15 protein-coding genes are annotated in these 15,932 nt (G+C 42.6%); 4 read left to right on the forward strand and 11 right to left on the reverse strand.

Going from position 1 to position 15,932, the window contains the following annotated elements; genetic code table 11:
• Positions 1-36: 36 nt before the first annotated feature.
• On the reverse strand, positions 37-855 hold the full coding sequence (locus JMX07_RS02825) for a hypothetical protein (RefSeq protein WP_201606232.1): 819 nt from the start codon (positions 853-855) through the stop codon (positions 37-39).
• A 366-nt stretch (positions 856-1,221) separates the two neighbouring features.
• Here JMX07_RS02825 and JMX07_RS02830 point away from each other — a divergent pair, with 366 nt between their 5' ends.
• Entirely contained in the window at positions 1,222-2,379 is a 1,158-nt protein-coding gene (locus JMX07_RS02830; protein WP_201606233.1) for a MalY/PatB family protein, read from the forward strand.
• A 221-nt stretch (positions 2,380-2,600) separates the two neighbouring features.
• Complete coding sequence (gene guaA / locus JMX07_RS02835) at positions 2,601-4,184, forward strand: glutamine-hydrolyzing GMP synthase (protein ID WP_201606234.1); 1,584 nt, start codon at positions 2,601-2,603, stop codon at positions 4,182-4,184.
• 102 nt (positions 4,185-4,286) lie between these two features.
• Here the strand turns inward: guaA and JMX07_RS02840 are convergent, their stop codons facing one another.
• The 4 genes from JMX07_RS02840 to JMX07_RS02855 all read right to left on the reverse strand — a co-directional run bounded on the left by JMX07_RS02840 (position 4,287) and on the right by JMX07_RS02855 (position 7,833).
• Positions 4,287-5,024 carry a hypothetical protein gene (locus tag JMX07_RS02840; RefSeq protein ID WP_201606235.1) on the reverse strand — a complete coding sequence of 246 codons (738 nt, stop codon included), beginning with the start codon at positions 5,022-5,024 and terminating at the stop codon, positions 4,287-4,289.
• Positions 5,025-5,168: 144 nt separating this feature from the next.
• Positions 5,169-6,173: an oxidoreductase gene (locus JMX07_RS02845; protein WP_201606236.1), complete on the reverse strand. Its 1,005-nt coding sequence runs from the start codon at positions 6,171-6,173 to the stop codon at positions 5,169-5,171.
• Between the two features lie 192 nt (positions 6,174-6,365).
• Positions 6,366-7,343: a zinc-binding dehydrogenase gene (locus JMX07_RS02850; protein ID WP_201606237.1), complete on the reverse strand. Its 978-nt coding sequence runs from the start codon at positions 7,341-7,343 to the stop codon at positions 6,366-6,368.
• Positions 7,344-7,578: 235 nt separating this feature from the next.
• Positions 7,579-7,833: a DUF2798 domain-containing protein gene (locus tag JMX07_RS02855; protein ID WP_179798547.1), complete on the reverse strand. Its 255-nt coding sequence runs from the start codon at positions 7,831-7,833 to the stop codon at positions 7,579-7,581.
• A gap of 343 nt (positions 7,834-8,176) precedes the next feature.
• Between JMX07_RS02855 and JMX07_RS02860 the strand changes: the two genes are divergently transcribed.
• Entirely contained in the window at positions 8,177-8,896 is a 720-nt protein-coding gene (locus JMX07_RS02860; protein WP_201606238.1) for an aspartate/glutamate racemase family protein, read from the forward strand.
• A gap of 26 nt (positions 8,897-8,922) precedes the next feature.
• Here the strand turns inward: JMX07_RS02860 and JMX07_RS02865 are convergent, their stop codons facing one another.
• The 6 genes from JMX07_RS02865 to JMX07_RS02890 form a co-directional block, all read right to left on the reverse strand.
• The gene (locus tag JMX07_RS02865) at positions 8,923-9,966 is read right to left on the reverse strand and encodes an NAD(P)H-dependent flavin oxidoreductase (RefSeq protein WP_201606239.1); all 1,044 of its coding nucleotides are present in this window, start codon (positions 9,964-9,966) and stop codon (positions 8,923-8,925) included.
• 154 nt (positions 9,967-10,120) lie between these two features.
• On the reverse strand, positions 10,121-11,578 hold the full coding sequence (locus tag JMX07_RS02870) for a hypothetical protein (RefSeq protein ID WP_201606240.1): 1,458 nt from the start codon (positions 11,576-11,578) through the stop codon (positions 10,121-10,123).
• A gap of 182 nt (positions 11,579-11,760) precedes the next feature.
• A complete protein-coding gene (locus JMX07_RS02875) occupies positions 11,761-12,138 on the reverse strand; it encodes a DsrE family protein (protein WP_201606241.1) in 378 nt (125 codons plus the stop codon).
• A gap of 177 nt (positions 12,139-12,315) precedes the next feature.
• Positions 12,316-12,867, reverse strand: a complete 552-nt coding sequence (locus tag JMX07_RS02880; RefSeq protein WP_201606242.1) for an acyl-CoA thioesterase — start codon at positions 12,865-12,867, stop codon at positions 12,316-12,318.
• A gap of 59 nt (positions 12,868-12,926) precedes the next feature.
• Positions 12,927-14,024 carry a YheT family hydrolase gene (locus tag JMX07_RS02885; protein ID WP_201606243.1) on the reverse strand — a complete coding sequence of 366 codons (1,098 nt, stop codon included), beginning with the start codon at positions 14,022-14,024 and terminating at the stop codon, positions 12,927-12,929.
• 256 nt (positions 14,025-14,280) lie between these two features.
• Positions 14,281-14,883, reverse strand: coding sequence for a YigZ family protein (locus JMX07_RS02890; protein ID WP_201606244.1), 603 nt, complete (start codon positions 14,881-14,883; stop codon positions 14,281-14,283).
• A gap of 197 nt (positions 14,884-15,080) precedes the next feature.
• Here JMX07_RS02890 and JMX07_RS02895 point away from each other — a divergent pair, with 197 nt between their 5' ends.
• Positions 15,081-15,785, forward strand: a complete 705-nt coding sequence (locus tag JMX07_RS02895) for a pseudouridine synthase (RefSeq protein ID WP_201606245.1) — start codon at positions 15,081-15,083, stop codon at positions 15,783-15,785.
• Positions 15,786-15,932: the final 147 nt, after the last annotated feature.

The raw sequence follows: 15,932 nt of genomic DNA on the forward strand, positions 1-15,932 counted from the left end.
ACTACAATAGCGTCAGTGTTGACCACTCAACTATAATTATTTAGCTTTTTGGTAGTAGTCAACCATCATAGTACCCAAAGTGCCGTTGTCATCGATCGTGACGATTCTGACCGTACCTGATTGTGCTGCGGTACTAGAATGAACTTGTCCAGCGTTACCTAGGACGACTTGGTTGTCTTTGGATGCTTTTGCCTCGTTACCGATAGCGATACTGTTCATGCCGCCTGCCATAGATTTATTACCGACCGCGACCGAAGTTGCGCCTTGAGCTGCTGCCGCTTCACCGACAGCGGTAGAGCGCATACCGCTTGCATTGGCTAGATGACCAAACGCTTGTGCGCGTTCAGCGGTAGCTTTTGACTGCCAACCGATAGAGGTTGAGCCTAGACCAGCGGCATTAGCTTCACCGCCTACGGCTGTTGCTGAATTTAGACCTGCATTGGCTTTATTCCCGACAGCAACTGTATCATTATTGCCACCTGCCATAGCTGCCTCACCGACAGCGGTAGAGCGTACACCACTTGCATTGGCTAGATGACCAAAAGCTTGTGCACGTTCGGCAGTGGCTTTTGATTGCCAACCAATAGAGGTTGAGCCTAGACCAGCAGCGTTCGCTTGACCGCCAACGGCAGTAGCTGAGTTTAATCCTGCATTGGCCTGACTACCGATGGCAACGGTATCATTGGTGCCGCTAGTCGTGGCAGCATTGCCGAGAGTGATGGCGGTGCTGCTAGCTGCGTTTGCAGTCTGATGGTCAGTTCCTGTTGCCATAGCAGTGCAAGAAGCAGTTGCGGCAATGGCAAAGGTAAGCGCACTAATCTTTAGTACTGATTTCGGTAAAAAGTCCATTTTCATTCTTCATTCCTTTTTGTTAGCCTTGATGGCTTATTAGATAGTTTGGGTAGATGTTGATAGATTATAATCATGGCAACATCAGCGCACTCTGGCACAAATAACTTTATGATAGATAGAGTCCGAAACCTTAATGTAGCATTAATTTTTAACCATTATTGAAATAATGTTTACTTTATATCTTTGAAGGTTATTTAAGCCGATAAATGGATAATTAAGGTCTAAAAGCACTTTAATTTTTTGTGTAAAATTGAATGCGCCTTAATCTACTAGAGCAGATAGCGTAGCGTATATTGATAATATAGTGCACATATTGCGCTGTGTTTTCGACGTTCCAAACCATTATTATTCCAAATAAGAAGAGTACCAATGCAATATAACTTTGATGAAATAATCGACAGACGTGATACCGGTTCACTCAAGTGGCACTATAGCGATGAGACAATTGCGCTATGGGTGGCGGACATGGATTTTAAGGCTGCAGCACCGATATTAAGCGCGGTTGAGCAAGTCATGCAGCATGGCATCTTGGGCTATACCAAACCTACTGACGCTTTGTACAATTCGATTATTAACTGGCATGGCAGTCGTTATGACTTGCAGTTAGAGAAGCAAAATATCTTGTTTTCCCCGGGTGTCGTGCCAAGCCTAGCGCTGATGATGAATGTCTTTACCAAGGTAGGCGAGGCGGTAATGGTCAACGATCCTATCTATACGCCTTTTATGAGCAAGGTTGAGCAAAATGGCCGCAAGCTTGTGCTCTCTGTATTAAAGGAAGTCGAAGGTAAATATCATTTGGACTTGGCTGATATCGAAGCCAAAATCATCGAGCATGAGGTTAAGCTTTATCTACTGTGCAATCCACAAAATCCTGGCGGGCGTATATGGACGAAGAACGAGCTGGAAGCGCTACTGGCCATTTGCAAAAAGCATAATGTGGCAATTGTTAGTGATGAGATTCATCAAGATTTGACATTGACTGGTCATACGTTTACGCCATTTCTGACGCTGGCAAAAGGCTATGAGCACAACGTAGTGAGCCTGACTTCGATGACTAAAACCTTTAATATCGCAGGTATCAAAGGCTCGATGATATTTGCTAAAGATAAAGCGCTACTCAAAAAAATCAGTCAGCAGCAGCAGTTAAATGATGAGTACGAGCTGAACCTATTTGCGTATACAGCCATGCGTAGTGCTTACGAGCACGGCGGTGAGTGGCTAGAGCAGGCGATTAGTTATATCGAAGCCAACATTGAATTGACCGTGCAGTTTTTAAATGAGCATTTGCCTGATATTAAAATCATGCGCCCAGAAGCATCGTACTTAATTTGGCTAGATTGCTCAGCATATAGCCAAGACGATCAGGCGCTATATGATGCGCTTAGAGCTGCCAAAGTTGAGCTAAACGCCGGTATTAAATATGGCGAGGAAGGACATTTAAAGATGCGTTTAAATGTGGCCTGTCCTAAAGCAATATTGATAGAAGGGTTGAATCGTATGCACTCAGCTTTGAGTGATATTACGTAGTAAACCTAGCAAATGGCTGATGAATAGAGAGGAAGATAGTTTGCTCATAATTGGGTTTGCTGTCTACTCTTTGCTTATTTTTATCATTACTTAGGGAGTAATTATTCAAATTGAGGGTATGCGCGAATAATAATCGTGAATAATTAACCATCTAATAGCCAATAGAGGGCGTAAACTTGTTAAAATAGGGCACCAATTTATCTATTGATGGATATCGATTTATGACCACTCCTGCAATCAAAGAAGATCGCATCTTAATCCTCGATTTTGGCTCGCAATATAGCCAGTTAATCGCCCGCCGTGTGCGCGATTCTGGGGTGTTTTGTGAGATGTTCCCTTATGATATCGACACTCAGCGCATCATCGATTTTGGCGCAAAAGGCGTCATTCTGTCAGGTGGCCCTGAGAGCGTCCACGCAGAAAACAGCCCACGTATCAACGATGCGGTATTTGATCTAGGCGTGCCAGTACTAGGTATCTGCTACGGTATGCAAGCGATGGCAGATCGTTTCGGTGGGCAAGTTCATGCCAGTGATATTCATGAGTTTGGTGCAGCGACGATCAACATCAATGGCACGTCTACCTTGATCGATGGTATCGAAGACGCAGCTGGCACGCTCAATGTCTGGATGAGTCATGGCGATAAAGTGATTGAAGCACCTAAAGGCTTCGATATCGTGGCTAGTACGCCAAGTTGCCCGATTGCGATTATGGCCAATGATGATAAGCAATACTACGGCCTACAGTTCCACCCAGAAGTGACGCATACGCTACAAGGTCAAGCGCTGCTAGGTCGTTTCGTGCATCAAATCTGCGAGTGTGCAGGTGAGTGGACACCAGACAATATCGCTGATATGCGTATCGCACAGTTAAAAGAACAAATCGGTGACAAGCAAGTATTGCTAGGTTTATCGGGCGGAGTTGATAGCTCAGTTGTTGCCGCGCTATTGCACAAAGCAATCGGCGATCAGCTGACTTGTGTGTTCGTCGATAACGGTCTATTGCGTCTGCATGAAGGTGACCAAGTCATGCAAATCTTTGCAGAAAACATGGGTGTAAAAGTCATCCGTGTTGATGCAGAAGATTTGTTCTTAGATGCGCTAGCAGGCGAGTCTGATCCAGAGAAAAAACGTAAAATCATCGGCAAGACGTTCATTGACGTATTCGCTGATAGCGCGCGTCAAGTGAGCGAGCAGAGCGATGGTAAAGTGGTTGAGTTCTTAGCACAGGGTACGATTTACCCAGACGTGATCGAATCTGCTAAGTCGCATCAAGGCAAAGCACACGTGATTAAGAGCCATCATAACGTAGGCGGTTTGCCAGATGATTTGGCATTTAAACTGATTGAGCCGTTACGTGATTTATTCAAAGACGAAGTACGTAAGCTTGGTATTACCTTAGGTCTACCAGCCAAAATGATCTATCGTCATCCGTTCCCAGGTCCAGGTTTGGGCGTGCGTATCCTTGGTGAAGTCAAAAAAGAATACGCTGATATCCTGCGTTTGGCGGATGCTATCTTTATGCAAGAGCTTGAGCGCTCAGGCTGGTATGATAAGACGGCACAAGCATTTGCCGTATTCCAACCTATCAAATCTGTCGGCGTGGTCGGTGATGGCCGCCGCTATGCATGGGTAATCGCACTACGTGCGGTTGAGACCGTAGACTTTATGACGGCTCGCTTTGCGCATCTGCCGTATGATTTGATCGAGACGGTATCAAACCGCATCATGAATGAAATCGCTGAAGTTTCACGCGTGACTTATGATGTTTCGAGCAAGCCACCAGCTACGATTGAGTGGGAATAACATCAAACTAAAAACCTGATTAGCTGAATATAGCAATAAAAAAGCACTCAACTTGGTTGGGTGCTTTTTTTATTACTAATTTCGTTAACTAGAAAATTTAATCTAGAGGAAGTGCAATAGTAAACGGCCTATAGAGTTGACTAAATCACGACTATAAATTGCTAGCCATTTATTTGCGTCTTTATCAAAATGTGAGTCGCTAAAAGAATTACGAGAGTTTGCGATAGCACTTGTTAGTGTTGAAATACTTGTAACCATTTGAACAGGGTAACTGCCGTTAACCGATAATTTTGAATCTATATCGTCACGAACAATTTTTGATAGAGGGATTAGGTCTGTAACTTTTATACTTGTTGGAACATGTTTACGAATATAAGATTTATAAAGTCCTTCCAAACATGTATATGCTAATGTCATTGCATAATCATAGTTCGAGGTATCAATTGCATTATCAATCTTTGATAGCATTGAGTTTAGTTTGTCAGAGCTCCATTGTTGGCTAGGTATTTTTGCTTTCGGCACAGGTTGACCATTACCAAATAAATAAGCTCTTAGATTCTGAGCTTCATTTGGAAAATGTGGCTCTACAATATCTATAAAAGCGCGAAAAACTTCAAATCGAATAGGTTCTTCCAAGTTGTTTAGAATATCCCAATAGAAGTCTTTTCTGCTTGTGCTTTTAGCCAATCGTTTACGTTCTTCAATATACAGCGAATAATCTGGCAATCCATGATCAAAATTTTGTACGACTTTTATAAACTCAGAACCGCTATGATATGCTGGAGTTTCAGTTTTATTCAGTATGTTAAATAAGTGACTGTAAGCGGATATCCATTGCATTTAGATTATCTCTTTATTCTTATATGTGAATGTGATTATAACTTTATCACGAATGAATATAATACTTGAAAGTAAAAAAATAGCGGTGCTCTTCAAAGTAAAGAACACCGCTACTATTTATAAAATTCGATCTTAAACTAAATCCTAACCCTTCACATTCACCACATAACGCCCAACTACTTTGCTCGACATAAAGCGATCTAAGTATTCTGGCGTTTGCTCTAGCGTAATCTCTTCACCATAGCTCTCAAGATTAGGCAGCTTCATATCGGTGGCAACACGTTTCCAAATGGCTTCTTTATCCGCCAGTGGGATATAGACCGAGTCGATACCCAATAATGATACTGCTCTAGTGATAAATGGCATCACTGTCATCGAAAACTCAGCGCCACCCGCTAGACCACAGCTCGTCACCGCGCCGCCTGCTTTGGTTTGCTTAAGCAAGTTGGCAAGGTAGTCGCCACCGATGGTATCAATGGCGTTTGCCCATAGCTCACGGCCGACAGGTTTATTGCCGATTTCATTGATGGTATCGCGATGACGTACTTCGCTCGCGCCAAGCTCTTTTAGATGTTCGCTTTGCTCTGGCTTACCTGAGAATGCAATTACTTCATAGCCGAGCTGCTTTAAGATAGCGATACTGATCGTACCTACGCCGCCTGTTGCACCAGTCACAGCAACTGGGCCATCACTTGGTTTTGCACCCATTTTTTCTAGCTTTTGGACACTCAGTGCTGCGGTTAGACCGCCAGTACCATAGGTCATCGCTTCTTTTAGCGTCAGCATTTCTGGGCAAGGTAGCGCCCACTCTGCTGGTATAGAGATCATTTGACCGAGACCACCGTCCGTATCCATACCAAGATCATAGCCGAATACTAATACTTCTTGTCCTGCGCTAAACGTGCCTGATTTATCACTGACGACCACGCCAGCGGCGTCGATACCTGGAGTATGCGGATACTGTTTGGTGATTCTTTTATTACCCGTGGCTGACATCGCATCTTTAAAGTTTAACGATGAATAATGCACTTCGATGAGCAAGTCATTTTCTGGCAAGTCACTGACTTTGCGCTCTTGAATGCTCTTTTTGAATTCGCCATCGCTGGTTTCTTCGACAACTAAGGCTTTGAACGTTGTATCGTTTGACATAGTTATATCCTTATTAAATCTTATTATATGGGGTGATGAGTAATTGTTGATGGCTCTAATTACATTAGAGTCATTATGACAACAGCATGGTTAGAATAAAAAAGCCCATAGTATTATCTAACGAGTAATACAAATGGACTTTTCATATTTATGATGCCTTCAATGACAATCAATGCAAGGTTAGAGTATCACTTAAGGCTTTAGAATAACTTTACCTTTTTTGCTTGATTGTACTTTTCCAGAGACGGCAGTCGTGATGTCGTCCAGACTATAGATGGCTTCGATTGGTAATTTTAGGTCGCCGTTCGAAGCACGTTCTAGTAGCTCATCGATTAGACGTTGTTTGTTGTCTAGATCCATTTCTTGACTGGTTTTGCTGCCCCAGAAGCCTTTTACAACGGCTTGCTTAAAGATCAAGCTGCCAGCGTCTAGTGCCATTGGTTTGCCTGACATGATACCAAATGAGACCAGCGTTCCTTTGCTACCCAGTAATGATAGTAGCTCGTTGCTCGATTCACCACCAACTGAATCGACGGCTGCTGTAATCTTATCATCACCAATGATAGCGCGAACTTGATCTTTCCAGTCATCATCAGCAGTGACGACATTGTTTTTGATGCCGAGTGAGGTCAACTCTTCTATCGCGTCTTTACTACGTACGAGATTGATCGTATTTACACCGCGTGCTGCTGCGAGCATGGCAAGGGTTTTACCGACAGCGCCGTTTGCCGCGTTATGAATAATCCATTGACCTTTATCTACTTCTAAGAATTCTAATAGCATTAGGGCAGACAGCGGCATAGCGATCAGCTGGGCAGCCAACTCGTCTTCGATGCTATCAGGCATGTTAAATACCATATTGGCAGGTGCAACAAAATACTCTGCCCACGTCTCGTGCACACTGGCGCACGCAACACGTTGGCCGACGCTTAGATCTGTGACGTCATCACCCACAGCATCGATAATACCTAGCGCTTCACTACCACCGATGGCTGGCATCTCAGGCTTATAGCCGTATTGACCACTTACGGTTAGCAAGTCATGGTTATGAATAGGGGAGAGAATGGTTTTGATACGGACTTCGTTGGCAGCAGGCTGCGGCATGGGACTGTCGCCAACGCTCAATACGTTGGAGGGTTTGCCAAAGCTGTTATGAATAGCACTACGCATGATGATTTCCTTTGTTTATTTTTAATAATCGTATTCTAGTTATTTGATTGTCTGTCAGTGATGGACACTTGAAGAAAGCGTGCAATCAGCTAACAACAGTAGCAACTTTGACGGATTGTTATCAGTATTTTTTTGGTTAAGTAACGTTGTTGCTTACTGATGAGGACATTGCACAATCATGGCAAATTCAAGACAACGATATTATTGGGAAATATGCTGTAGTGCGCAGGAATATTTAATAAAACTCTATCCTGCTCAGTACATGCTCTTGTATTAGATAGGCGCAGATGTACGCACTTGGCCATGCAAACATAAAGGCCAATCCCCAAGAATGCATCAACTCTGCAAAAAAGCCATCAACGTAGCCTACTTTTACCAATAATAGCGCTGACGAGATAATAAGCGACATCATCATAGCCATCAGACCTGTAAAGATAAGGCGATAGAGCTTGCGACGAATGCGTATTCTAATCGTGGGGAAGTTGGTCATAGTATTTGGTGTCCTACAGGATGATAGCAATTAATGACGCTCAGCCTATGATGCTGGCGTATGGCACAAATATAATTATGCGGTAATAAATAAGCGTAACTGACAAGATAGTTGGCTACGAGCGCACATGATACGCTTCGAAAATGAGTAGGTAAAATCGTTATTATTAATGGTAGGGTTTGCGATATGTTATTAATATGATTATTGTCTTTAAGGCAGCATTTTCAAAATTTTTAAGAGATTATTTCTAAAACGAATATCTCTAAAAATAGCGCGTTCTCAACAGTCGATTTTGCTACGATAACTTACTATAACTAAGACCAAAAACAACTAGGAGTATAGTATGGCAGTTCAAGAACAACGAGATTCTCAACAAAAAACATTAGGAATCATCGGTGGTATGAGCTGGGAAAGTACCGAGAGCTATTATCGTCTGATCAATGAAGGTGTCAAGCATCAGCTTGGCGGACTACATTCAGCAGATTTGTTGATTCATAGTGTGGATTTTGCGTTGATCAATACGTTACAGGAGCAAGGCAGATGGGACGAGCTAGGTGTGATAATGGCTAACAGTGCTCAACGTCTACAAGCAGCTGGCGTACAAGGAATCATGATTGCCTCTAACACGATGCACAAACTGGTTGATGACGTGAGCTCCGCCACAGACTTGCCATTGACTCATATCGCTGATGCGACTACTGATGCTATCAAAAAACAAAATCTTACCAAAATAGCCTTACTTGGCACTCAGTTTACGATGACTCAAGATTTCTATAAGCAGCGTCTGATTGATGCGGGTTTACAAGTATTGATACCAGAAGATGAGGCGAGAGCAGAAGTACATCGCATTATCAAAAAAGAGCTGTGTGTCGGTGAATTTAAAGACAGCTCACGAGAGTATTATCGTCAAGTGATTAAAGATTTGGCAGCGCAAGGGGCAGAGGGTGTGATCTTGGGCTGCACAGAGATTGGTCTACTTATTAAACAGGCTGATAGCCCGATACCTGTATTTGATACCACAGCGATTCATGCAGCGGCGGCGGTAGATTTTTTGTTAGAGTAGTGCGAACTGATAAAAATATTTTAAGCCTATAACGTTTTTACCAGTCGCTCAAGCAGTTCAAACGTGCTCTCTTGTTTGACTAAAGTTACCCCTTGTCCTGCCCATAAAGATTGATGTTCTGCATCCATATTTTTAGAGGCATGAGCTCGCATAGATTTGGACATGGCATTTAATTGTGGGTAGGGCGGTAGCTCGTCAGCGCTTTCAAATTGAGCAAAATCACGTAGATAATCGTTTAATAAACCACGAGCGAGCTTACCTGAAAATAATCGAGTTAAGCGCGTTTCTGAGCTGCGCCTGCTGTGACTGGCATCGAGTAAGGCTTGTTTATAAGTATCATTGATACCGCATTGGTCGGTGGTCAAAAACGCCGTCCCCATTTGTGCAAGCTCAGCACCTGCCGCTTGTACTGCTTTGATATCCTGTCCCGTCATAATGCCACCTGCTGCAATCAAAGGAATATCAGTACAGGCGCGGGTTTGGGCAATCAAAGTCAATAATCCCAATGGATCGCTTTCACTTTGCGGTAACCAACCACCGCGATGTCCACCCGCTTCAACCCCTTGTACACATACCGCATCTGCGCCAATATCTGCCCATGCTTTCGCTTCTAGTGGATGATTGGCGGTACCGATGACGCGTGTGCCGAGACTTTGCAGACGCTGAACTTGCTCAGCACTGATAATGCCAAAGGTAAAACTGGCAACGGGAACGGGATTGTCATAGAGCACTTGTAGCTGCTCTGCGAAGCTCTGCGCTGGGCGTTCAGGTAGTGTAAATTCAATATTATTGTCTTGATAGTATTGACTTAGCCAAGCGGGAATTTCGGTATCAAAGGTCGTAGATTCTTGCTCAGACAATACCATGAGATTGATCATAAACGGTCGGTTAGTGAGCGATTTAATGGTATCAATTTGGCTGGTCAAAACATTTGGCGCCGTCATGCCAGATCCTAATGAGCCCAGTCCACCAAAATTACTCACCATCGCTGCCAGCTCAGGCGTGGTTGCACCTGCCATTGGCGCTTGAATGATAGGGTAGGTTAAGTTTAGAGTATCAAGTAAGGTCATGATGGGTAGCCTTTTATTAAGGTGTTTGCATGGCTTACTGTAGCAGAGGTAGGCAGTGCGCGTGTTAGATAGTGTTTATTTAGTTGCTAAATAGGTCAGAAGAGAGAGTTTTGACTACGTAGTTGTAGTTAAGTAGCTATAGTTTATGAAAGGATTACTCTTTAGGGCCAGTAGAGGGTAGTTTATTAACAGTTTTATCGAAGATACCAATTAGAGGAGCATTATCACCATGCTTTTTATCTAATGTACTTGAAGCATTCATAGCTATAGTGTCAATAGCAGCAGCTAAAAGTTTTTCTAGTAAAGGTTCTTTGTTCTCACTATCAAGTTCTTCTATCTGAAGCTTAAAACTCTGATAGGACTTAGCCAAAGCTTCCTTATGAGCGTATTCTTGTTTCAGCCTCTCCGCTTCACTTCTTCTTTTAGAAGCAAATACCGCAAACCATATAACAGGTAAAACAACGGGTAATCGTTGAAGTAAGAACACACCTATATCATTAAGAAAGTTACGACTAGTAAGGTTTGTCGAGAACTCAGTAAAAAACAAACTATGTATGGTCAGAAAACCTGATATAACTAAAAGAAGAAAAATAGATATAGCAAAATATTTTGAATATTTTGCTATAGGTTCATTGAAGGAAATACTTAAATCATGGTATGCACTAGCCAATCCAGCACTTGTCGCACCAGGTATTAGACTCTCAATATTTGCTTTTATAGCTTGATACTGGTCTGTCTGAGCACTCATCAATGAGACTAAATCATTCCTTCTCTCGTTAATTTCAAATTTGAGTCCGTTGTTTATATTGCCTTCTTCATTTGGCTCACCAAAAATTTTTTTATGAAAATCGTCTAATTCATCAAGTTGTACAGATAAGTCATCTCGAATTTGTTGTGCTTCTATTTTTGCAGTACTTATTATCTCTTGCGCTTCTTCGATTTTAGACTTTATGGAATCTTCATCTACCAAAAGAGAACTATAAAAGTCTTCTATCTTAGAGTGTTGGTCGTCGATAGATTCTTCCAAACCCTTAAGCTTTGTCTGTAGTGATGATTCTTCGTTTGTACCTACTAAAAATTCATCATATAACTTTGAAATACTTTCCTTGTACCCAAGTAATTCATCGTTGATATCTGCAGACATACTTAGCTTTTCTTTTAATTCCTTAACCAAGTTATCATTCTTGTTTTTATAAGCACCTAGCTGACTTGTGATGTATTCAATATAGATATCGAAAGCTGGCTTCATAGCTTCGATTTTAGCTAAAGATTCTTGGAAATAGGGAGTGAGCTTGGAAAGTAATATATCTACTGAGTTATTAGCTGCTAGAACAGTCGCTTCAGTTTTAGTGTTAATAGCATCCTCGACACTTGCTTTACAGCTTATACAATGATTTTTACATTCGCTCCATAAGGTTAAAGGAACAAGTTCACTATCAATACTTTTTATAGTCCCATCTATGTAAGTAATAACCTTTAATAACCGAGCAAACTCTTGAGTAGGCTCATTTGCTTCATCATCAGTATCTACTATAGACACATCGCAAATTTTATTTGCTAACTCTTGCCACTCATTTAAGAAGCTTTCATATTCACTATTTCTATTAGCCATAAAATTCACGCTTATTTGAGCATATAAGTGAATATGATATTAGCATACTAAAGTTGATATATTTGTCTAAGTTCTTAGAATTCTGGCAAAACAAAAAAAGAGCCAATCATCCAAGCCACCAAAAAGATGACTAAGAAAACTGACTCACTTCTATAGCTTGATTAACTGAATTTGCTTATGTCCTAATTCAACTGCAACGACCCTTTCGCATTCATCAGTAGCTCAACCACATCATCACCACTAATTATTTCAAAGCGCTTGTCGATATCTGACTCTTCTACACCGTTGTGTTTCATACAAGCGCCGCAGACCAATACTTGACCACCTTTTTCGATAAAGGCTTCTAGTAACTCACCAGCTGGCTCAAACGGATCGCCGATATCTACATTGTCTAGCGCGTTTGGTTTTGCCAGATGTACGGCATCCACCATTAATATCACAGTAGCAGAATGGCCTTTTTTCAGTGCCACGCCTGCCATGGTAAATGCTAAAGTAATTTTGCTTGGATTTGATTCGCTATTATCAAATAGCGTGCCGACATAATCTGTTGTATTAGCCATATTATTCTCCTTATAAGACTATATTTGTTCTGTCTGAGTATGTACTCACTACTATCCTAACATTTATTATATGTATTTATATAATGAGTTGTTATGAAATAGTAGCTATAAGGTTGCTTGCTTGTACTATCTGTTAAATAAGCTAAAAGTAATAGATTTCTAGCTTATAAAGTTAAGTTAGTCAGCTGTATCGACAGGCGGCCACGGACGATCAGCATCACTTTTGATCCACTCAGCCACGTAACCCGTTGGCGGTAGATCCCATTCAGACTGACCCAACGCAGCCAGTACTTGTGCCGTGTCGATCACTCTACCACCCTTGGTCACACCAGTACGCAGTAGTCCAGATGAGCAAGGCTGTCCTTTGACCCACATTGATTGCTCTATATACAACCAGCGCGCATCAATACCGACGATTTTGGTCTTGAGCGTGACTTTTTGAAAGGCGCGAATACGCTTACGGTATTGAATAGTGCTGCCAGCGATGACCAAACCCCAGCGTTGTTTTAACAATTGCTTGCCAAGCCCAGTCCGTACTGCAAAGTCCATACGACCCAAATCATAAAGCGTAAATACGCGGCCGTTATTCATCTCCAAAAAATTATCTATATCGGATAAGCGGCAGCGAAACTGAATTTCACTGGTGTCCTTAAACGTCAGTGTATCGCCCTTTTTTGCCTTTAGGGCAGCATGAGCAATGGTGCTAGCATAACGGATAAATGGGTACATAAAACACTCTCAAAAGGTTATAAACATTGGCGTTATTATTTTGTCATTGATGACAGTAATTATTTATTGTTAGAGACTACATCTTGAGATGTTTCGCTAGTAGAAGCCACACCAATCCAATTAAAATAAGCGCTGACCGTCTCAGGTATCCAGTTAATATCGAATTTTGAAGTCTTGGACTTTTTATCATTGGTGACAGACGATTTGCTTTTGGAATGACCGTTGTCTGAGCGATAACGTAGATAACCGATGTGCCCACCGTGCGCAGTATCTAAGATAGTGACACTCTCAGAGACATCATTTGGCGTAGCAGTGAAGCCAATGAAAGGGTCGTCCTTTGCACTGATTAATAGCAGAGGGTGAGTGACGTTGCGCAAATACGGCATGGCGGATGCAGTATGGTAATAGTCGTTTTTGGAGCGATATCCGTGACGCGGCGCGGTAAAGATGTCATCGAAATCACTGATACGATTGGCAGCTTTGATAGAGTTGATTTCATCTTGAGTGAGATCGTTTGCCAATGCTTTTTTGATAATTGGGTTAAGCAGATAAGGCGTATAGATACGATGACTCAAAAAGCTGTGCATAGTAATGGCAGCTGAAGACATATCGACTGGCGCGGAGATAACAACGGCACCTTTACAAAGGACTTTGTCCTCATATTCGCCCATGTATTTGGCCAGTGCATTACCACCTAATGAAACGCCAACGGCATAGATATTGGCATACTGCTCATGCAAATTCTGTAGCGCATGATGCACCTCGTCCGTATCGCCGGCATTATAAAATACTGTACCACTAGCAGGAATACCACCGCAGCTACGGAAATGTGCCACCACAAAATGCCAGCCTTGCGTGTGCATTTGGTACGCTAGTGCGCGGGCGTAATGACTGTCACTACTGCCTTCCATACCGTGGAATAGTACAATCAATGGGGTTTGCTCAAGCTCGCCATCTTTTGATGCTTCTACAGGATGCGCATCATAAAAGTCATAGGCAATATCGCTCTCGTCCAGTGAGTCTTTTTCGACCACACGGCGGTAGGTCGGTGCCTTTGGTGCGAAAAACTTAGGCAAGATGCTTTGTAAGTGTGGATTGGTTAGCCAAAAGGGTGGCTTAAAAGGGGCTGGAGAAAAAGGTTTGGTTGAAGTTGACATATTTTGGTCTTATTTAATGATCGTGGAAAAACAAATAGAGTAGTGTGATAAAGGTTTTTTTATCATAACGCCAGTACCTGTGAAAACCAATAATTTTCAGTGAACGCATAATTACTGAAAACAGCTACTGAAAGCAATTACTGAGAAGTAGCTGCTAAAAAGTATTTACCAAGAAGCAATTATTGAAAAATCTAACAAATAAGCATATTGAAAAGAGAACTATCTAAAATGGCCGATGAGAGTAGTTAGTTAGGTTTTATTTTTCTGGCATATCTAATACTCGACCATCCATTGCTAAGCGCGCTTTTAAATTTTCGACATCTGCTTCAGCAAGTGTGGCGGTTAAGATTACTTGCTTGCTATAGGCGACATCGTCGATATGACCACCAAGGCTCTCTATCATATAGCGGCATTGCGCTTCGGTCGCAAACTCTGCCAGTATTTGAATTTGGGTCATCGGTACATAAGGGTTCAATATCATCTCATCGACGGCCGCTTGGGCAGAGCCTGCATAAGCACGGGTAAGACCGCCAGCACCCAATTTGATACCACCGAAGTAACGCACCACGATGACAATCACATTGCCGATCGACTTATGCTGCAGTACATTTAATATCGGTCGACCAGCTGTACCACTTGGCTCGCCATCATCATCGAAACCAGCACTAGTGGTATTATCTGGATCACCGATGATGTATGCCCAGCAGAAATGCCGTGCATCGGGATATTGCTCGCGCAGTTGTTCCACGTGAAACATTGCTTGCTCACGAGAGGTCACCGGATAGGCGTAAGCGATAAACTCAGATTTTTTAATTTCGAGTCGCGTGGTAACGGCACGTTTTAACGTTTGATAGCTCATATTTCATCAGGCTTAGGTTGGATATGTTAAACTGGTCTGACTTTCACTGGCTTTTGTATTGGGCACAGTGTTCATTTAATTTTTCATTATAGTACCATTTCTAACCATCGAAGATAACGAGCCGCTCACGGCTGAGTGCTGGCGTCGTTAGTTTCTGATTTAGGGCTGGTATAATAAAACCGATGGTAGTAAATAGTATGCGTTTAGATAAATTCATTAGTAAAGCCACCGAGCTGTCGCGTAAAGAGTCAAAAAAGATCATGCACGCCGGCGAAATCACCGTAAACGATCAAGTAGTCAAAGATCCTGGCCTACATGTCGATGTGGTCAATGATGATGTGATGTGGGCAGGCGAGCCGTTGTCGGTCGCTGCGGGTAATCGCTATATCTTGTTGTATAAGCCTGAAGGCTTCGAGTGCACGCTAAAAGTTAAAGAATATCCAATCGTCACTGAACTGATTGCTGTACCAGAATTGGGCAGCTTGCGTATCGCTGGGCGTCTCGATGTCGATACCACTGGCGCATTGCTGATGAGTGATGATGGCGGCTGGCTGCACCGTGTCACCAGTCCTAAGCACGAGCATGCAAAGGTGTACGAGCTGACTTTGGCAGATGCAATGGATAGTGATGCACAAGAAAAAGCCGTTAAGAAAGTGGCTGAAGGCATCTTGCTTGAAGGGGATTACGAGCCAACCAAGCCTGCTGTTCTTGAGTTCATTGATGAAAAATATGCACGCCTGACATTAGAGCAGGGCAAATACCATCAGGTCAAACGTATGATGGGCTACTTCGGTAATCGAGTCACGGAGCTGCACCGCGCCAGTATCGGTCACATCAATCTAGAGGGTCTAGAAAAAGGCGACAGTCGTTTCTTAACGCCAGAAGAAGTTGCCAAGTTTTAATAAATGAGCATTGAAACTATTAAGCTTTGGCATTGATACTTATCTTGAAATTATCGTTTTAAACCCATTAGCAGCCGCTACCCAGTGTGCTGCTTTTTGCGGTCTGCTATATTACGTTTATGTCTACTATCTGGCTGTGTTGCCTAT

This window comes from Psychrobacter immobilis, assembly GCF_904846235.1.
Taxonomy (GTDB): Bacteria; Pseudomonadota; Gammaproteobacteria; order Pseudomonadales; family Moraxellaceae; genus Psychrobacter; species Psychrobacter immobilis_C.